This is a genomic window from Agromyces tropicus, assembly GCF_039531345.1.
Classification (GTDB): Bacteria; Actinomycetota; Actinomycetes; order Actinomycetales; family Microbacteriaceae; genus Agromyces; species Agromyces tropicus.
The window spans coordinates 1,124,117-1,143,124 of sequence record NZ_BAAAPW010000001.1; the positions used below are offsets into that span (position 1 = coordinate 1,124,117).

General features: G+C 73.3%; 16 protein-coding genes. 8 read left to right on the forward strand and 8 right to left on the reverse strand.

What is annotated here, in order from left to right; all coding sequences use genetic code 11:
• Nucleotides 1-9: 9 nt before the first annotated feature.
• Nucleotides 10-588, reverse strand: a complete 579-nt coding sequence (locus tag ABD230_RS05135) for an RNA polymerase sigma factor (RefSeq protein WP_344369927.1) — start codon at nucleotides 586-588, stop codon at nucleotides 10-12.
• A gap of 435 nt (nucleotides 589-1,023) precedes the next feature.
• Here ABD230_RS05135 and ABD230_RS05140 point away from each other — a divergent pair, with 435 nt between their 5' ends.
• Both ABD230_RS05140 and ABD230_RS05145 read left to right on the forward strand, forming a co-directional pair.
• Entirely contained in the window at nucleotides 1,024-2,628 is a 1,605-nt protein-coding gene (locus tag ABD230_RS05140; protein WP_344369929.1) for an outer membrane protein assembly factor BamB family protein, read from the forward strand.
• Nucleotides 2,629-2,677: 49 nt separating this feature from the next.
• Nucleotides 2,678-2,971, forward strand: a complete 294-nt coding sequence (locus ABD230_RS05145) for an antibiotic biosynthesis monooxygenase family protein (protein WP_344369931.1) — start codon at nucleotides 2,678-2,680, stop codon at nucleotides 2,969-2,971.
• 46 nt (nucleotides 2,972-3,017) lie between these two features.
• Here the strand turns inward: ABD230_RS05145 and ychF are convergent, their stop codons facing one another.
• Nucleotides 3,018-4,091, reverse strand: a complete 1,074-nt coding sequence (gene ychF, locus ABD230_RS05150) for a redox-regulated ATPase YchF (protein ID WP_344369937.1) — start codon at nucleotides 4,089-4,091, stop codon at nucleotides 3,018-3,020.
• A gap of 169 nt (nucleotides 4,092-4,260) precedes the next feature.
• Here ychF and ABD230_RS05155 point away from each other — a divergent pair, with 169 nt between their 5' ends.
• The 3 genes from ABD230_RS05155 to ABD230_RS05165 all read left to right on the forward strand — a co-directional run bounded on the left by ABD230_RS05155 (nucleotide 4,261) and on the right by ABD230_RS05165 (nucleotide 10,128).
• On the forward strand, nucleotides 4,261-6,507 hold the full coding sequence (locus ABD230_RS05155) for a DUF7363 domain-containing protein (protein ID WP_344369946.1): 2,247 nt from the start codon (nucleotides 4,261-4,263) through the stop codon (nucleotides 6,505-6,507).
• Between the two features lie 45 nt (nucleotides 6,508-6,552).
• Nucleotides 6,553-8,775, forward strand: coding sequence for a caspase family protein (locus tag ABD230_RS05160; protein WP_344369947.1), 2,223 nt, complete (start codon nucleotides 6,553-6,555; stop codon nucleotides 8,773-8,775).
• Between the two features lie 117 nt (nucleotides 8,776-8,892).
• Entirely contained in the window at nucleotides 8,893-10,128 is a 1,236-nt protein-coding gene (locus tag ABD230_RS05165; RefSeq protein WP_344369948.1) for a DUF7363 domain-containing protein, read from the forward strand.
• Between the two features lie 57 nt (nucleotides 10,129-10,185).
• Here the strand turns inward: ABD230_RS05165 and ABD230_RS05170 are convergent, their stop codons facing one another.
• Nucleotides 10,186-11,004: a class I SAM-dependent methyltransferase gene (locus ABD230_RS05170; RefSeq protein ID WP_344369949.1), complete on the reverse strand. Its 819-nt coding sequence runs from the start codon at nucleotides 11,002-11,004 to the stop codon at nucleotides 10,186-10,188.
• A gap of 102 nt (nucleotides 11,005-11,106) precedes the next feature.
• Here ABD230_RS05170 and ABD230_RS05175 point away from each other — a divergent pair, with 102 nt between their 5' ends.
• Both ABD230_RS05175 and ABD230_RS05180 read left to right on the forward strand, forming a co-directional pair.
• Complete coding sequence (locus ABD230_RS05175; protein ID WP_344369950.1) at nucleotides 11,107-11,724, forward strand: exonuclease domain-containing protein; 618 nt, start codon at nucleotides 11,107-11,109, stop codon at nucleotides 11,722-11,724.
• 65 nt (nucleotides 11,725-11,789) lie between these two features.
• Nucleotides 11,790-13,301, forward strand: a complete 1,512-nt coding sequence (locus ABD230_RS05180; RefSeq protein WP_344369951.1) for a DNA recombination protein RmuC — start codon at nucleotides 11,790-11,792, stop codon at nucleotides 13,299-13,301.
• Nucleotides 13,302-13,346: 45 nt separating this feature from the next.
• On the opposite strand, the gene ABD230_RS05185 is transcribed toward ABD230_RS05180, so the two are convergent.
• The 5 genes from ABD230_RS05185 to ABD230_RS05205 all read right to left on the reverse strand — a co-directional run bounded on the left by ABD230_RS05185 (nucleotide 13,347) and on the right by ABD230_RS05205 (nucleotide 17,832).
• Nucleotides 13,347-13,742 (reverse strand): VOC family protein, encoded by a 396-nt coding sequence (locus tag ABD230_RS05185; protein ID WP_344369952.1) that lies wholly within the window; start codon nucleotides 13,740-13,742, stop codon nucleotides 13,347-13,349.
• Nucleotides 13,743-13,795: 53 nt separating this feature from the next.
• Entirely contained in the window at nucleotides 13,796-15,166 is a 1,371-nt protein-coding gene (locus ABD230_RS05190) for an MFS transporter (RefSeq protein WP_344369953.1), read from the reverse strand.
• Between the two features lie 40 nt (nucleotides 15,167-15,206).
• Entirely contained in the window at nucleotides 15,207-15,644 is a 438-nt protein-coding gene (locus ABD230_RS05195; RefSeq protein ID WP_344369954.1) for an SRPBCC family protein, read from the reverse strand.
• A 37-nt stretch (nucleotides 15,645-15,681) separates the two neighbouring features.
• On the reverse strand, nucleotides 15,682-16,683 hold the full coding sequence (glpX, locus tag ABD230_RS05200) for a class II fructose-bisphosphatase (RefSeq protein ID WP_344369955.1): 1,002 nt from the start codon (nucleotides 16,681-16,683) through the stop codon (nucleotides 15,682-15,684).
• A gap of 237 nt (nucleotides 16,684-16,920) precedes the next feature.
• Nucleotides 16,921-17,832, reverse strand: coding sequence for a fructose-bisphosphatase class II (locus ABD230_RS05205; RefSeq protein WP_344369956.1), 912 nt, complete (start codon nucleotides 17,830-17,832; stop codon nucleotides 16,921-16,923).
• Between the two features lie 137 nt (nucleotides 17,833-17,969).
• On the opposite strand from ABD230_RS05205, the gene fbaA reads away from it, so the two are divergent.
• Entirely contained in the window at nucleotides 17,970-19,001 is a 1,032-nt protein-coding gene (gene fbaA, locus ABD230_RS05210; RefSeq protein ID WP_344369957.1) for a class II fructose-bisphosphate aldolase, read from the forward strand.
• Nucleotides 19,002-19,008: the final 7 nt, after the last annotated feature.

Here is a 19,008-nt window from a genome sequence, read left to right on the forward strand (position 1 = left end):
GCGATCCGGCTAGAACGACATCCGTTCGCCCCACGCCTCGCGGAGGCGCGTGCGGGCGCGCGACAGCGCGGCATCCGCCCCCGACCGCGAGATCCCCAGCACCTCGGCGAGCTCCGCGCCGTCGAGGCCCTCCCACGCGTGCAGCAGCAGGATGCGGCGATCGCGCTCGCCGACGCTCAGGAGCGCGCCGCGGAGCTCGGCGTCGAACAGGGCGCTGAGCTCGGGATCCTCGTCGACGCGTCCGGAGTCAGCCTCGGGCACCTCGTCGACGGGGAGGTCGACGAGCTTCCGGCGGTGGTTGGCGAGCGTGAAGCCGGCCGTGCGGTACAGCCAGGGCAGCACGGCCTCGCGCGGCACGTCGTCGCGGCGCCGCCACGCGGTCGCGAACACCTCGGCCGCGAGGTCCTCCGCATCCTGGCGCGGGCCGCGGCGCGCGAAGTACTTCACGAGCGCCGTGGAGTGCTCGCGGACCACCGCAGTGAACCACTGCAGGGCATCGTCCGCCGGAGCGGGCGGTTGCTCGCGCTCGGGCATCGGCTCCCCCTGGGTCGTCCGGGCGTCGGCGGCGTCGGTGCTGGCGATCCTCACACCGTGCTTGTGTCGCGACTGGGGCGAGTCTTGCACGCGACGACGCCCGGGGTGATCACGGAATCGTCGCGATCACCGATGGGACCGCCTGTGGCCCGCCGACGGGCGATTCGCCCCCGGACAGCCTGAAAGGCCTCGGCGTCTGTCGACTCGTCGGGGCCTTTCTATGCCGGAGCGTCCTCCGGTGGTGACGACGATTCTACGCCGCTCGGCGGAGGATGCAAGAGATTTCATGACGATTGCTCATGTTCCGATGGCACGGACGCCTTCGACCCGCTGGCGGCGCTCATGGTCGTGCCCGTCCGAGTGGTGGCGATCGCCCCGCTCCCGTGATCGCGGGTCCCCCTGTATGGGGTCCTTTCCACGGGGTCAGTGGAGTCGTAGCGTTGCGATGTTCCACGCATGGCCGTTCGGTCGGTGGGAAGGAGCGCCCTGATGCGCAAGACATCGCGGAACTCGGTACGGGTCGTCGTCGCGGCGGGTGCGGTCGGTGCGCTCCTGTTCGCCGGCGGGGCCGCGGTCGCCGCGCCGGGCGGGAACGCGGGCGGGAACGCCGGCGGCAACGGATGGCCGGTGGCGGGCGGCGACCGGCAGGACACGCGGTACGCGGCATCCGAGCGGAAGATCTCGGCGACGAACGTCGACACCCTCGCTCCCGAATGGGTGTTCACCACCGAGGGGGATGTCACGGCCACGCCGGCCGTCGACGCGACGCGGGTCTACGTGCCCGACTGGGACGGCAACCTGTACGCCGTCGACCGCGCCACGGGGCAGCAGGCGTGGGCCGCGGAGATCGGCTCGTACACCGGGATCCCGAACGACCTCGCCGTCGCGACGCCGGCGGTCACCGACAGCGCCCTCGTCTTCGGGGACGTGGGCCCCTTCGGCCTCGGCGGCGGCGCGGTGATGGCCGTCGACAAGTCGACGGGCGAACTACTGTGGAGGACCCAGGTCGAGACCCATTTCGCCGCGACCATCACGCAGTCCGCGACCGTGTTCGACGGGGTCGTGTACGTCGGCACCGACTCGACGGAGGACCTCCTGGCCGGCGTGATCCCGAACTACGACTGCTGCAGCTTCCGCGGCAGCCTCGTGGCGCTCGATCTCGCGACCGGCGCGATCCTCTGGAAGACGTACCTCACGCCCGATGGGTACCCCGGCGTCGCGGTCCTGGGCGGCTCGCCCGCGATCGACGCGAAGCGCAAGTCGGTCTACGTCACGACGGGGAGCAACTACGACCTGCCGGACGACGTGCTCGCGTGCGTGGAAGCGGCGGGCTCCGACGAGAACGCCCAACGAGCGTGCATGGATCCCGCCGACCACTTCGACTCGATCATGGCCATCGACCTGCAGACGGGTGGGATCAAGTGGGTCACCCGGACGCTGCCGTTCGATGCGTGGAACTTCGCGTGCATCCCCGGCCTCGGCAACCCCGACGACTGCCCCGAGCCGGCCGGCCCCGGCTACGACTTCGCGCAGGCGCCGATGCTCGCCACGGCGAAGACCAGTCGCGGCAAGAACACGGAGTTCGTGGGCGCGGGCCAGGAGAGCGGGAAGTTCTGGGCGCTCGATCCCGGGACCGGCCAGATCAGGTGGGTGTCCGAGGCCGGCCCCGGCGGCACGTTCGGCGGCCTGGGGCAGGGCTCGGCGACGGACGGCTCACGCGTCTACACCGCGAACGCCAACAGCAATCAGATCGACTACTTCGGCAGCACGGACGGCGTGTGGAGCGCGCTCGACGCCGTGACGGGGGCGATCCTGTGGCAGACCAGGCCGACGCACGGCGGCTCCACCTCCGGACCGGTCACGACGGCCAACGGGGTCGTCTTCGGGTGCGCGCTCGACCCGCAGGGGTATATGTACGCGATGGATGCCGCGACGGGCGTGGTGCTCTGGGAGTTCGCAAGCGGCGGCTCCTGCGTCTCGGGCGCGGCGATCTCGAACGGGAGCGTCTACTGGGGCTCCGGATACCGCGACCTCGGCGTCGGCGCCGGCTTCACGACGCAGAACAACAAGCTGTACGCGTTCGGGCTGAACTGAGCCCGGAGTCCGGCACCGGTCGGCCCGCCGTGGCGAGAGGGGAACGCACATGGCCATCACGGTGATCGTGGAACTGACGGCGCATCCGGGCCGACGTGACGAACTCCGGTCCTGGATGGACGGACTCGTCGCGGAGCACGGGTCGGGTCAGCCGGGGTTCCTCGGCAGCGCCCGGTACGAGGTGCTGGACGACCCGGACACGCTCGTCGAGATCGCGGAGTGGGAATCGGCCGAAGCCCGCGCGGCGCACATGGCCGAGGCTGCGAAGACGGGCGTCTATGCCCCACTCGCGGACTTCCTGGCTTCCCCGTTCCGGGCGACGGTGATCCGCCGGCTCGACTGATCGCCCGGCTGGTGCGTCCACTCCCACGTGGGCGACCATCGCGCGCTCAGACGTTGAAGCGGAACTCCACGACGTCGCCGTCCTGCATGACGTAGTCCTTGCCCTCCATGCGGGCCCTGCCCTTCGCGCGCGCCTCGGCGACGGACCCGGCCGCGACGAGGTCGTCGAACGAGATGACCTCGGCCTTGATGAAGCCCTTCTCGAAGTCGGTGTGGATGACGCCGGCCGCCTGCGGGGCCTTCCAGCCCTTGCGGATCGTCCAGGCGCGCGACTCCTTGGGGCCGGCGGTGAGGTAGGTCTGCAGGCCGAGCGTGTCGAAGCCGACGCGCGCGAGCTGGTCGAGGCCCGACTCCTCCTGCCCGGTCGAGGCGAGCAGCTCCGCGGCATCCCCCGGGTCGAGGTCGATGAGCTCCGACTCGATCTTGGCGTCGAGGAAGACCGCCTCGGCGGGCGCGACCAGCGCGGCGAGCTCGGCCTTGCGCGCGGCATCCGTCAGCACCGCCTCGTCGACGTTGAAGACGTAGATGAAGGGCTTGGCGGTGAGGAGCCCGAGCTCGGCGATGGGCGCGAGGTCGACCTTCGAGGCCGACAGCGGGGTGCCCCTCTGCAACTCCTCCTGCGCCTCCGTCGCCGCGGCGAGCACCGACGGGTCGAGCTTCTTGCCCTTGACCTCCTTCTCGTAGCGCGTGATGGCGCGCTCGAGGGTCTCGAGGTCGGCGAGGATCAGCTCGGCGTTGATCGTCTCCATGTCGTTCTTCGGGTCGACCTTGCCGTCGACGTGCACGACGTCGGAGTCCTCGAATCCGCGCACGACCTGGGCGATCGCATCGGCCTCGCGGATGTTGGCGAGGAACTTGTTGCCGAGGCCCTCGCCCTCGGAGGCGCCCTTCACGATGCCCGCGATGTCGACGAACGACACGGCGGCGGGCAGGATGCGCTCGGAGCCGAAGATGCCGGCGAGCACCTCGAGTCGCGGGTCGGGCAGGTTCACCACGCCGACGTTCGGCTCGATCGTCGCGAACGGGTAGTTCGCCGCGAGCACGGTGTTCTTGGTCAGCGCGTTGAAGAGGGTCGACTTGCCGACGTTCGGGAGGCCGACGATTCCGATGGTGAGTGCCACGGGCGACCATCGTACCGGGCCGCGGCTGAGCGACGGATGCGCGCTCAGGGCGTCCCCTGAAATCCCGCAGGATCGCTGGCCGTCGCCGCGCGGCGGTCGTATGCTCCGGAACGAGAGCATCACTCAGGAATCGCGTCGGGAGTTCTGCGTCACGGGGGAAGGACCGGACATGGACGTCACGGTGATCGATGCGGAAGCGGGCCTCGCGCCCCGGGTGTCCGCCGACGACCCCGACGCGGCCGACGCTTCGGCGATCGAGGGCGGCGAGCTCGTCGGATGCTGGCGCCTCGCGCCCACGGAACGTCCGCTGCACGTGCTCGACGTCCGGTTCGGCGCGACGGTCGAGATCGACCTCGACCGGGTCGGCGTCTGGTTCCGGCATCCGACCGGTCCGGCCCTCCTGCCGTTGACGGTGCTGCGGCAGCGGATGACGGACGGGCGGCTCGGTCGCACGGTGCGCCTGCACGTGCCCGCGGAGGTCGACCTCCTGGCGCTCCTGCGCTTCGCCACGGTCGACGAGCTGCAGCGGGCCTGGGACCGACTCCCGGGCGCGTTCGGCATGGGCGGCGGCGCGGAGACGGCGGCGCCCGAGGCCCCGGAGGAGGAGGCGCCCGAGGAGGCCGCCGAGGAGGAGCCGCCGCCCGGTCCGTCGGTGCCGGCACCGCCGGTGATCCGAGGTGCGGAGCCGCCGACGCCTCCTCGACCGGGCCGCCGGCGCGGCCCGGTCTTCGGGATGGACGAGGCCGCCGAGGAGGCGGCACCCGAGGCCGCCGAGGAGGCCGCACCGGAATTCTCGGCGGCAGCGGAGTCGCCCGCGGCCGGGCGCGGCGCCGAGGGACCCGTCGCCGGCGGCGGCCCTCCGCCGCGAACGGCTCTCGCGCACCTGCAGGGCGAGATGCCGCAGACCGTGGTCGTCGACCGTCCGTTCCCCGTGCGGTTCTCGCTCTCGCGCCGGCCCGTCGCACCGACGCCCGGGTTCGGGCAGGCGTCGACCGTCGCGAGCGTCGACGTCTCGCGAGCGGTGACGGTCACGATCGTCCCGCGCGGATTCCGGATGGCGGCCGACGAGCCGCGCACGATCGACCTCGAGCTGCCGGGCTCGGACGACGACGTCGCCCGGCACGAGTTCACGCTGGTGGCGCCGGAGCCCGGGTTCGGCGAGGTCGCGCTCATCGTCCGTCAGGGCGCCGACCTCCCGCTCGCGACGCTGCGCCTGACCGCGGAGGCCGTCGCGGAGGAACCCGGGGAGTCCGGAGCGGCGACTCCCCGGACCGTCGAGGCCGCGGTCACCCGCCCCGATCGCGAACTGCTGGCGCTGCCCAGCATCCGCGTCGACGAGGAACTCGTCGACGGGGTCTCGACGCTCTCGATCCGGGCCAGCGTCGGTCGCGACTCCGCGGATGGCACCATGCGCCTGCCCGACAAGGGGGGCTACGTCAGCCGGCTGTACCGGCGCATCGACGGCATCCGCTCCCGCGTCGCGGGCATCCGGGACACGCAGCGCCGTGCCGATGCGGCGCTGCGCGAGCTCAGCCGACTCGGCCGGGCGGTCGCCGCCGACGTGCTGCCGCCCGAGGTGCTCGAGTTCCTCTGGACCCACCGCGACGAGCTCGACGGACTGATCGTGCAGACCACGGGCGAGGTCGACGTGCCGTGGGAGATCGTGCACCTCGTGCCGCCGCCGACCGAGCCGTCGTCCGGCGAGGACGGCCGGTTCCTCAGCCGCTACGGCCTCACGCGCTGGGTGTACGGCACCGCGCACCCGGTCGACCTGCACGTGGCGACGGATCGGGCGCACGTCATCTGCCCGACCTACAAGCTGCGGCGCTTCCAGCTGCAGGCGACCGCCGAGGAGCGCGACCTGCTCGAGGACCGCCTGAAGGCGACCCTGATCGACCCGGATGACGTCGACGCCGTGCGCACGGTCGTGACCGAGGGCTACGACCTCCTGCACTTCGCCGGGCACGGTCACTGGGCGACGACGGCGCCGCCCATCCAGGAGCTGCTGCTCTCCGAGTTCGACGACGAGGCACCCGGCCGCGACTGGCGGTACTCGGACGAGGACCTGCGCGCCGACCTGCCCGACCTCGGCACGATCGCCGAGGACGCCGAGGGGCCGCTGGTGTTCCTGAACGCGTGCGACCTCGGCCGCCTCCCGTCGGGCGACCGGTCGCTCGGCGGGTTCCCCGAGGCGTTCCTGCGCCGCGGCGCCGGCGCCTTCGTCGGCTGCTCGTGGTCGGTCGGCGACGACGCCGCCGGCAGCTTCGTCCGCGCGTTCTACGCCGCGCTCGTCACCGGTGAGACGCTCGCGGAGGCCACCCGCGACGCCCGCACCGCCGCCGCGCGCGACGCGGACCTGTCCGACCTCGCCTTCGCGGTCTACGCGCATCCGCGCGCCCGCCTGCACCTGACCTGATCCACCGAGCCGGCCGCCACGGCCCACCAGGAAGGAACCACCGCCATGGTCACGACCCGTCCTCCCGGACCGAGCACCGAGCTGCGCGCCTCCGCGCCCCGCGCCGCGGGTCACGACTTCACTCCGGCCGAACTCGCCGCGCTGCGACCGCACGTGGTCCTGCTCGAGGACGGTGCGCTCTCGACGGAGCAGGTCGACCATCCGCGCACGGTCGGCGAGTTCACGACGACCGCCGCCGACGTGGAGGAGATCTTCCGCACCCACCTGCCCGAGTTCGTCGAGCAGCACCGGCCGGGCCCCGTGCCGATCGTGGTCTACGCGCACGGCGGCCTCGTCGATCGCGGCGCGGGCTTCGAGATCGCTCTGCAGCAGGTCGACTGGTGGAAGGCGAACGGCGTCTACCCGATCCACCTCGTCTGGCAGACCGCCTTCGGCACGGCCCTCTGGGACGCGCTCGGGCGCTGGGCGTCCGGTCGTCGCGGGTGGGTCGACGAGGCGTGGGACGGCTTCCTCGAGACCGCGGCGCGCCTGCTCGGCGGGGGCGCGATCTGGAACGACATGAAGCTCGACGCGGCCGCGGCGTCCGTCGCCGACGGCGGCGGGGCGAAGCTCGCCGCCGAGCTGGGCGCGTTCATGTCCGCGCCCGGCCGGAGCGACCTGGTGTCGGTGAGCGCCGTCGGGCACAGCGCGGGCTCGATCTTCCACTCGCACTTCGTGCCGCGCGCGCTGGCCTCCGGCGTGCCGGAGTTCGAGCACGTCGACTTCCTCGCACCGGCCGTGCGCATCGACACCTTCCGCAAGATGCTCGTGCCCCACGTCGAGTCGGGGAAGGTCCGCAACCTCGCGGTCTTCGAGATGGACGACAAGCACGAGCGCGACGACGACTGCAAGGTCTACCGCAAGTCGCTGCTGTACCTCGTCGCCGCGTCGTTCGAGCCCCGGAAGGACACGCCGATCCTCGGCATGGAGAAGTACCTGCGCGCCGATCCCGCGTGCGCACGCCTCTTCACGGCCGCCGACGCGGTCTCCGACCTGGTGATCTCGCCGCGCGACAACCGTCGCCCCTCGGCGAGCGGCTCCACCTCCCACGGCGGGTTCGACGACGATCCGCTCACGATGGAGAGCGTCGCCATGCGCATCGCCGGACGCTCCGAGCGCGACGTGACGAGGTTCCCGATCGGCCGTCGCGAGCGGTCGCTCGCGCCGTGGGACGTCGAGGTGCCCGCACCGCCGACCGTCGGCGCCGACGCCTCGCGCGACGCCACGACCGGCCTCGGCACCACCCGCCGGATCGCGCTGTGCATCGGCATCGACGCGTACCCCGACGAGAACGACCGGCTCGCGGGCTGCGTGGCCGACGCGAAGGGCTGGGCGGGCGCGTTCCGCGAGCAGGGCTTCGACGTGCGCGAGCTGACGGATGCCGCGGCCACGCGCGACGCGATCCTGATGGCGATCCTCGACCTCGTCGCCGGGTCGTCGCCGGGCGACGTCCTCGCGATCCAGTACTCCGGGCACGGCACGTTCGTGCCGGACCTCGACGGCGACGAGGACGACGGCGACGTCGCGAACGACGAGGCGATCTGCCCGGTCGACTTCCGCGGCACGGGTCGGCTCGTCATCGACGACGACCTCGCCCGCATCTGGGACGTCATCCCCGAGGGCGTCAGCGTGACGGCGTTCTTCGACAGCTGCCACTCGGGGTCGGCGAACCGCGCGCCCGACGTCCCGGACGCCCCGGCCGGCAGCCGGGCACGCGTGCGGCGGCTCACGGAGGAGGACAAGCGCGCGTACCGTGCGGACCGCGGGGCCGCCGCGACCGAGGACGCCGCGCCGCTGCGCGCGGACGCGGCCGCCGCGCTCGCGGACTCCGAGACGCCGCCGGCGCCGGGCGGACGCCCGGTGGGCCCGCACCGCGAGGTCCTGCTCAGCGCGTGCCGGGCGGGCGAGGTGGCCTGGGAGACGAACGGGCACGGCGACTTCACGAGCCGTGCGCTCCCGCTGCTCGCGGCGAGCGTCGGCAGCACCTCGAACCGCGACTTCGTGGCGGCCGTCGTCGAGCAGCTCGGCCCGAACCGGCGCCAGACGCCGGAGTTCCACGGCGACGAGGTGCTCGGCGGCCGTCCGCTGCTCTCCCCGGCGACCGATGCGACCTCGCCGCTCCCGCTCGCACCCGCCGTCGGCGGCCCGACGCGCGGCGTGGACCGGCGCACGGCGGCCATCGTCTCGATCCTGCGCGCCACGGCGGACCTGCTGGAGGGCGAGGCCTGAGCCCGGGTCGGGGTGCACCCTGAGGCGATCGCGGACGACGGCACGTAGCGTCTCCTCAGGCGCTCGGCCGGGGCGCCGGATGTCGTGCGCGGCGAGGGGCCGCTCGAGGGGGTTCGGATGCTGCAGGATCGACGCGTCGTCGCGGAGGGGGCCGCCACGGCGCAGCTGCAGGCGGAGCTCAAGCCGATCGTCCCCGCCGGGTCGACGACGACGCTCACCGTGCGCCTGGTGCGGGCGGAGACGGCCGCCGGCGGCGGTCGGGGCGAACTGCCGTCCGACGCCCCGGTCACGGTGACGGTCGTGCCGCGCGGCCTGCGCTTCCTCGTCGGTGCCCGGCACCGCCGCCGCGTGCGACTCCCGTCCCGCGGCGCCGCCGAGCTCCGCTTCACGATGCTCGCGACGGACCGCGGTCCCGCCGAGGTGTCCGTGCTCGTCCGCGGCGACGACGAGCTGCCGCTCGCGACCGCCCGCCTGACGAGCGAGGTGGTGGCCGCGGACGACCACGACCAGGCGGGTCTGGCGCGCGTGACCGCGCCCCTGGTCCCGGCCGACCCGGCCATCGCGTCGCGTCCCACGATCCGCGTCGACGAGGAGACGGCGCGCGGCCGGTCCGTCCTGCACGTCGCGCTGTCGATCGGGGGCGACCGGCACCGGTTCCGGATGCGGATCGCGGACATGTCGGCGTTCGTGCACGAGGTGCGCGGGTCGCTCGCCGACGCCCGCGAGGCGGGCATGCGGCTCCCCCGGCCTGAGGGCGCCTTCGAGGTCGAGCGACGGCTGCGCGAGATCGGCTCGGGGCTCGCGGACCGCCTCCTCGACCGTCGTGCCCGCGACCTGCTCTGGGCGCACCGCGACGGGCTCGACGGCATCGTGCTCCAGGCGACCGGGGGGACCGCCCTCCCGTGGGAGCTGCTCGTCGTCCGCCGTCCCGGCGGCGGCGCGACCGCTGAGGACCGGTTCCTGGGCCAGTACGGCATGACCCGCTGGCTCACGGATGTCGCCAACCCCGCCGCGGTCCGGCTCGCGGCCGGCGACGGCGGGGTCTCCGCCCCGCGGGTGGCCACCGAGATCGCGTCGGCGTCGGTCGTCGCCCTCGGGGCGGGCACCGGGGCGCCCGACGGCGGCGCGGCCGCCGCGATGCGCAACGGCGCCGGCGTGGTCGTCGAGTGCGGTGGCCGGGGCGGCGGGGTGCACGCCGACCGCTTCCTCGCGGCGTTCTCGGCGGAGCTCGCGTCCGGCGCGCCCCTCGACGCGGCATCCCGACGCGCCCGCGAGGCCGCCCGCGACGCGGGCGAGACGTGCGCGCTCGCGTACGCCGTGTACGGACACCCCGCCGCCCGCACGACGGACTGAACGCCGAGCAGCAGGGTCGGGGCGGACGCGCTCGGCCGCGGCTCCCGGCCCTCGGGCTCAGCGCAGCATCGTGCGGAAGCAGTGCGTCACGTACGGCACGGCGAGCTCCTCCGCGCCGGCGACGTCGGGATGGGTCGCGAGCAGCGTCTCGACGACGGCGATCACCGCACGCTGCTCGTCGGGCGGCGCGGTCAGCCAGTGGCTGCGCGAGCGCACGAGGTCGAGGAACCTCGCACGCGACATCCGCTCGACCCAGTCGACGCGGTGCGACTCGATCGGCCCGAACGGCGAGCCGACCCGCACGTACGACGCGAACGACGCCGAGGCGTCGTGGCGCTCGTGCATGAGCTCCCCGGCCTCGCGCAGCCAGGCGACGGACGTGTCGCGCGCGTTCCAGGCGAGGCCGAGCACGCCGCCGGGACGGAGCACCCGCGCGATCTCGGGCACGGCGCGCTGCGGGATGAACCAGTGCCACGCCTGGCCGACGACGACCGCGTCGAACGAGCCGTCCTCGACCGGGAGGTCCTCGGCGGTGCCGAGGATCCGCGGGACGCCCGGCACGCGGATCTCGAGTTCCTCCAGCATCTCCTCGACGGGGTCGACCGCGGTGACGTCGCGGTCCAGGGCGATGAGCGCCTCGGTCAGCCGGCCCGTCCCGGCGCCGAGGTCGAGCACCCGGCGCGCGTCAGCGACGAGCCACTCGACGGCGGTGACGGGGTAGCCGGGCCGCGATGCGCCGTAGACGGATGCCGCCGCGCCGAACGATCGCGCGGCGCGGACGGTCTCCGGGTCGGCCGGGTCCGCCACGAGGGCGCGCCGCCCACGGGTCGCCGTGTCGTCATCGCCGGCCATGCCCACCCCCCGGATGCCGCCCATCGCACATTCCACGCCACCGACGCGCCGGCGTCAATGGCCGGTCGCCGCGGACGCGCCGGGCCGCCTCCGGATCGGGTCGGCGGACCGTGCGAGGATGCCCGCGTGCCAGTGAGCTTCACCGCGATCGACTTCGAGACCGCCAACCCCTCCGCCGCCTCGGCCTGCTCGATCGGGCTCGTGAAGGTCGTCGACGGCGCGGTCGTCGAGCGCGAGCACCGGCTCATCCGCCCGCCCTTCCCGCACGGCGAGTTCTCCCCCTGGAACATCCGCATCCACGGCATCACGCCCGACCGTGTGGCCGACGCCGACGGGTGGGAGGTGCACCTGCCCTTCCTCCGAGAGTTCGCGGGCGACGACTGGCTGGTCGCGCACAACGCCGGATTCGACATGGGCGTCATCCGGGCGACGAGCGAGGCCCTGGCGCTGCCCGTTCCGGACTTCCGCTACCTCTGCAGCCTCCAGGTCGCGCGGCGCACCTACCACCTCGACTCGTACCGCCTCACCGCGGCCGCGGCGGCGGCCGGGTTCGAGGACTTCGCGCACCACGACGCCCTCGCCGACGCCGAGGCCTGCGCCGCGATCGTCGTGCACGCCGCGAAGCGGCACGAGGCGCCCGACCTCGAGCGGCTCGCGCACGTGACCCGGGTGCGCGTCGGCGCGATCGGGCCCGAGGCCACCCGCGAGCGGTCGTCGCAGCATGGGCCGATGGCGCTCCAGTAGCGCGCCGGGCGGCCCGCCGCCGAGCCTCCGGGGGGATGTCGGGGGCCGCTGCCACACTGATCGCCATGGACATCCTCCTCCTCGTCATCGGGCTCGTCGTCGGCGGCACGCTCGGCGCCCTGGTCATGCACGTCGTCGCGCAGCGCCGCGCCGGCGAGGGCCTCGCGACGGAGGATCCGGCGCTCGTCGAGGCGAGGCACGAGCGCGCGCTGCTCGAGCAGCGGGCCGCCGCCGAGGCGGAGCGCGCACGCCTGCTCGGCGAGCAGCAGGGCGTGCAGGCGAACCTCCGCGCCGAGCTGGCCGCCGCCGATGCCGCCGCGTCCGCGCTGCGCGAGCAGCTCGAGGAGCGCGCCGCGCAGCAGCGCGAGCTGCTCGACCAGCAGCGCCGCGACCAGGCGGAGCGCACGGAGCGCGAGCGGCGCGAGAGCCAGGTGATGCAGGCCCTGAGTCCGGTCCGCGAGACGCTCGCGAACATGCAGCGCAAGGTCTCCGAGCTCGAGCAGCAGCGCAGCGAGCAGTATGGCTCGATCGCCGAGCAGCTGAAGCGGGCACAGCTCTCCGATGCCGAGCTGCGCGCGACGACCGAGTCGCTGGCCAGCGCACTGCGCAACAACAGCACCCGCGGCGTCTGGGGCGAGACGCAGCTGCGTCGGGTCGTCGAGGCGGCGGGCCTGCTCAACCACGTCGACTTCAGCGAGCAGACCCAGGTCACGACCGAGGTCGGCCGCGGCCGACCCGACATGGTCGTGCACCTCCCGGGCGGCAAGTACATCCCGCTCGACTCGAAGGTCCCGCTCGGCGACTACCTGGAGGCCTCGGCGATCCCCGAGACGGCGACCGGCGAGGAGGGCGCCCGGCGTGCATCCCTCATCGAGCGGCACGTCAAGGCCATGCGCTCGCACATCGACGCGCTCGGCAAGAAGGGCTACTGGTCGGGCCTCGAGAGCCCCGAGTTCGTGATCGCGTTCATCCCGAACGAGTCGCTGCTGTCCGCCGCGCTCGAGGCCGACGCGGGGCTGCTCAACTACGCGTTCGAGCGACGCGTCGCCCTCGCCTCGCCCGTGAACCTCTTCGCGGTGCTCAAGACCATCGACTACGCCTGGCAGCAGCAGGCGGTCTCCGACGAGGCGAAGAAGCTCTTCGACCTCGGCACGACGCTCTACCAGCGCATCGGCGTCCTCGCCGGGCATGCCGATTCGCTCCGGAAGGCGATCGAGCGCACGGTCGACAGCTACAACAAGTTCGCCAGCTCGCTGGAGTCCCGTGTGCTCGTGACGGCGCGCCAGTTCCCCGGCATCAACGAGACGAAGCTCTCGCTCGTCGCCGAGCCGGCGCCCATCCACGAGTCGCCGCGCCGCCTGTCGGCCCCGGAGCTCACCGACGACCCGGCCCCCCTGGCGGGCGCGGGCGGCGACGGCATCGCTCTCGCCGGCGCGGTCGACGACGGCGGCAGCGCGGGCACCGACGATGCCGACGACGCGGAGCGTGCCGCCGACGCCGACCTCGAACTCACGATCGAGCCCGACTTCGAGGGCGCCGACCTCGACGACCACATCCGGCGCTCCGCGTCCTCCTGACGCCCGCCGTTCCAAGCGGGGCGACCGGCCGGGCGACGAGCCCGCTCAACCCGCGAGCACGCTGAGGACGTTCCCGGCCGGGTCCCGGAACCAGGCGATGTCGGGGCCCGCGCCGGACGCCGACCCGCGGTTGATGCCACGCTCGTCGGTCCCGTACGACTCGTCGCCCGAGTAGATCTTCGTGACGACCCCGGCCGCGTTGAGCTCGTCGACCGCCCGGTCGATGTCCTCCACCTCGAGGTTGAGGATCGTGTAGCGGGCGGGCTCGTGCGCCGGGCTCGGGTAGACGAGCACGCCCTGCCCCGACGGCAGCCGCAACGTGAGGCCGCCCGCGCCCGGTGCATCCTCCACCGTGAGGCCGAGCGCGGTGCCGTAGAACTCCCGCGCCGCCTCGACGTCGTCCACGCTGAACCCGGAGAACGCGTCTCGAATCGCGACCATGGTCGCTCCCTTCCTCGCCGATGTCGCCAGCGTGCCACGCACGCCCGACCCTGTCACCCCGTTGCGTCCGGCGGATCGGGGTCGGCGTATCGCTCGTCGACCGGCGGCGCGAACCCGGCCGCGGCCTCCGGTCCCGTGACCGGCGTCGCGTCGAGGACGCCGTCGAGCGGATGCGCCAGCTCGTCCTGCCCGAGCCGCGCCCACACCAGGGTGACGATCGCGAGCACGGGCGGGGCCAACCCCGCGATGAGGAACGCCGGCGCGAGCCCGAGCCACTCGCCCACGGGACCGGCGAGCGCCATCGACAGCGGCATGAGCGCGAGCGAGACGAAGAAGTCGAGGCTCGACACGCGGCCGAGCATCGCGGGCGGCACGCGCCGCTGCAGGAGGGTCCCCCAGACGACCTGCGCGGCGTCGAACACGAAACCGACGATGAACGTGGCGACCACCATCACCCAGAGCGAGGATGTGAGGCCGATGACCGCGAGCGGCACTGCCCCGACGCCCCACGCCAGGATCATGAGCGTCAGGTACCGGCGGGGCAGTCGCATCGATGCCACGAGCAGCGAGCCGAGCGCGCCGCCCAGGCCGAACGCGGCGAGCACGAGCGCGAACTCGCCCGCGCCGCCGCCCGTCTGGTCTCGGATGGCGAACGGGATGAGCACCTCGATCGGCCCCATGATGACGAGCACGAGCACGATCGCGAAGGCGAGCGTCGCGAACAGCCACCTCGTGCGGAGCAGGTACACGAACCCCTCGCGGAGGTCCAGCGCCATCCGACGGAGCGGGTGCGTCTCATCGGCCTCGAGTTCGCGCCGGAGCGGCGTCGTGCGCATGAGCCCGAGCCCGAGGATCGCGACCACCTGCAGCACGGCGACCACCACGAACGCCAGCCATGGGGCCTGGATCGCGATGAGCACGCTCGCGAGCGCCGGCCCCGCGGCGTTCTGCGCGACCGGCCGCAGCACGCCCTCGACGCCGTTGGCCGCGAGGAGGCGGTCCTCCGGCAGCAGGGCGGGCAGCCAGGCCGAGTACGCCGGGTAGAAGAACCCGTCGGCGGCGCCGAGCACGAACGAGAGCACGGCGAGGTGCCACACCTCGATGACCCCCGTCCAGGCCAGGAGGCCGGCGACCCCGAAGACGACCGACCGCGTCGCCTCGACGACGAGGAGGATGCGGCGCTGCGGCACGCGGTCGGCGACGACGCCGCCGACCAGCACCGCGAGGACGAGGCCGAGGCTGGCGCCGACGGCGACCGTGGAGAGGTCGATCGGCGTTCCCCCGAGCTCGATCACCTGCCACGCGGCGGCCACGATCCACGCACCCGCCGACAGCAGCGACGCCGCGAGCGCGACGACGAGCAGCCGGTACTGGCCGGAGATGAAGGGCCGGAGCGCTCGGGGCAGCCGGGATTCGGTGCTCACCGGGCCATTCTGCGCCCCGCCTCGGACATCGTGCGAGCGCTCAGCGCTCGAGCCTCGCCTTCAGCGCCGCGAGGTCCTTGCGGTTCGCGCTGCGCATCGCCACGGTCATGAGCGGTCGAGCGGCGCGCGCGAACCCCGACGGTTCGCCCCGGTTGCGGAGCGTCATCCGCGTCGCGTTCGCGCCGGCCGCTTCCCACGTGTAGACGGTCTCCATCGGGAACGGGCCCTCGGCCGTGCGCATCACGAGACGTTCGCCGGGGTCGAACTCGACGACCTCGTACGTGTACTCGAGCCGGCGCCCGAGGAACCGCGCCGAGAACGCGACCCTGGACCCCACGCGGACGGGCGGGCGCGTCAGCCACTCGACCCGGTCGATGTTCGCGTACCACTCCGGGGCGTTCGCCGGATCGGCCGCGTAGTCCGCGACGTCGCGGGGCGCGCGATCGATCACGACCTCGCTGACCACGTCGACGCCCATGCGTCCACTCCCTCGAGGACCGACCGCCGCGTCGTCGTCAGCGGTCGGCGTCGTCGAGCCACTTCTCCACGAGGTGGTCGGCGCGCACGCGCCGGATCGTGCCCGAGCGGCCGCGCAGCACGATCGACTCGGTCCGGATGATCGGGCCCTTCTTGCGGACGCCGTCGACGAGTTCGCCGTCGGTCACGCCCGTCGCGACGAAGAACGTGTTGTCGCTGCCCACGAGGTCGTCGAGCTCGTACACCTGGTCGCAGTCCAGGCCCGCGGCCTCGCCGCGCGCGCGCTCCTCGTCGTCCTTCGGCGCGAGCCGGCCCTGCATGAACCCGCCCAGCGCCTTGATCGCGCACGCCGTCGTGATGCCCTCCGGGCTGCCGCCGATGCCGACGCACATGTCGATCCGGGACTCGTACCGCGCCGCGTTGATGCCGCCCGCCACGTCGCCGTCGCTGATCAGGCGCGTGCCCGCGCCCGCCTCGCGGATGTCAGCGATGAGCTGCTCGTGCCGCGGACGATTGAGCACAGCGACGCGCAGGTCGCTGACCTCCACGCCCTTCGCGGACGCGAGCGCTCGCAGGTTCTCGCCGATGGGCTTGCGGATGTCGACGACGCCGCGGCCCGAGGCATCCGTCACGATCTTGTCCATGTAGAACACCGACGACGCGTCGAGCATCGTGCCGCGGTCGGCGACCGCGATCACCGACAGCGCGTTCTGCCGCCCCGCGGCGGTCAGCGACGTGCCGTCGATCGGGTCGACCGCGATGTCGCAGGCGGGGCCGCGGCCGTTGCCGACCCGCTCCCCGTTGAAGAGCATCGGCGCCTCGTCCTTCTCGCCCTCGCCGATCACGACGACGCCGTCGAAGTCGACCGTGCTGAGGAACGCGCGCATCGCGTCCACCGCGGCACGGTCCGCGCCGATCTTGTCGCCGCGGCCGATCCACGGGTAGGAGCGGATGGCGGCCGCCTCCGTCGCACGCACCAGTTCGAGCGCGATGTTGCGGTCGGGGTGCAGGTAGAGGCTTTCGGAATCGCTGCTCGCCATCGAGATGTCCTCCTCGGTCGTGGGCTGCAGTGCCCGGGACGCGCACCGCGCCGGGCCACGTCTCCGAGCCTACTGACGGCCCGCGCCGCCGCACCCCTGATCGGCACTCCGCGGCGTGAAAGTTCGTGCATTCTTAACGACGCCGGATCGCCGCGTCGGCCGTGTTCCGCCGCCCGCGCCGGATGGTTCGGCGTTCTTCTCCCGACGTCGTGCTGCCCAAGCGGCGGACGACCGGGCTCACGCCGGGCCGAGGGCGGCCGCGTCCCCGACGCGCCAGGAGTCCCCCGGCGAGAGTCGCACGCCGCCGCCGAGGTCGCACGGCGTCACCGCGGTGAGGAACACCGCCGCGGATCCCGCGCACAGCCCGTCGAGGCCCACGACCCGGCCGAGCGGGATGCCGGCGGCCGCGAGCCGCTCCGACTCCTCGGCCGACTGGGGCGCGAGCCGCGCCTGCATCCACCCGCCGAGCGCGCGCACCGCGGCCGACGTGAGCACGCCCTCCGGCGCCCCGCCGATGCCGATCACGAGGTCGAGTCCGGCCTCCGGCCGCGCCGCCATGAGGCACCGCTCCACGTCGCCGTGCACGAACCGCTCGACGCGGGCGCCGGCGGCCTCGGCGGCATCCGCGAGCACCGCGTTGCGCGGCCGGTCCTGCACGGCGACCACGACCTCCCCGACCGGCACGCCGCGCACCGCGGCGATATGGGCGACGGACTCGCGGACGGGCGCGTCGATGTCGAGCCCCGGCATGTGCGAGACCAGCTTCGCCATGTAGTGGGCGGGGCCGATGTCGAGGAACGCGTCGCGCGGCGCGACCGCCATGACGGCCATCGCGCCCGCCAGCCCGGCCGCCGCGAGGCTCGTCCCGTCGACCGGGTCGACCGCGAGGTCGAGCGCCGGACCGGCGCCGGTGCCGAACCGCTCGCCGAGGTGGAGCATGGGCGCGTCGTCCTTCTCGCCCTCGCCCACGACGACGCGGCCGTCGACCGGCAGCCCGGCGAGCGCGGCGCGCATGGCCTCGACCGCGGCGCCGTCCACCGCGTCGCGGTCGCCGGCGCCGACGAGGGGAAGGGCGGCGAGCGCGGCCAGTCGCGTCGCCTCGGCGAAGCGGGTCGCCAGCGGGTGCTCATCGAGCGGATGGAGCGTCATGGCACCATCCTGCCGGTCACGACGCGGCATCCGTGACCCCTTGCGCCGCGGAGCTCGAGCGCACCTGGACACCTGAGCGCGACTCGACACCTCGCTAGACTCGTGCCGATCCCACTTCACCTCCGAAGGAGCAAGGTATGCCCATCGCAACGCCCGAGCAGTACGCCGAGATGCTCGACACCGCCAAGGCCAAGGGGTTCGCCTTCCCGGCAATCAACGTCTCGAGCTCGCAGACGCTCAACGCGGTGCTGCAGGGGCTCACCGAGGCCGGCTCCGACGGCATCATCCAGGTCACGACGGGCGGCGCGGACTACTTCGCCGGCCACACCGTCAAGGCTCGCGCCGCCGGCGCCCTCGCCTTCGCGAAGTTCGCCCACGAGGTCGCCAAGGCCTACCCGGTGACCGTCGCGCTGCACACCGACCACTGCCCGAAGAACGCGCTCGACGACTTCGTGTACCCGCTCATCGCCGCCTCCGAGGAGGAGGTCAAGGCGGGTCGCAACCCGATCTTCCAGTCGCACATGTGGGACGGCTCGGCCGTGCCGCTCGACGAGAACCTCGAGATCGCGAAGGAGATCCTCCCGCGCATGAAGGCGATCAACGCCATCCTCGAGGTCGAGATCGGCGTCGTGGGCGGCGAGGAGGACGGCGTCCAGCACGAGGGCTCGAACGAGGCGCTCTACACGACCCTCAACGACGCCATCGCCGCGGTCGAGGCGCTCGGCCTCGGCGAGCAGGGCCGCTACATGGCCGCGCTCACGTTCGGCAACGTGCACGGCGTGTACAAGCCCGGCAACGTGAAGCTGCGCCCCGCGCTCCTGAAGGAGATCCAGGACGGCCTGGCGGCCAAGTACGGCACCGGCGAGAAGCCGCTCGACCTCGTCTTCCACGGCGGCTCGGGCTCGACCGACGACGAGATCGCCGAGGCGGTCGCGAACGGCGTCGTGAAGATGAACATCGACACCGACACGCAGTACGCGTTCACCCGGTCGATCGCCGGCTACATGTTCGGCAACTACGACGGCGTGCTGAAGGTCGACGGCGAGGTCGGCAACAAGAAGCAGTACGACCCGCGCGCGTGGGGCAAGGTCGCGGAGTCCGCGATGGCGGTCCGCGTCGGCGAGGCCACGAAGCAGCTGGGTTCGACCGGCCACTCGATCTCGGCGTAGGGCGACG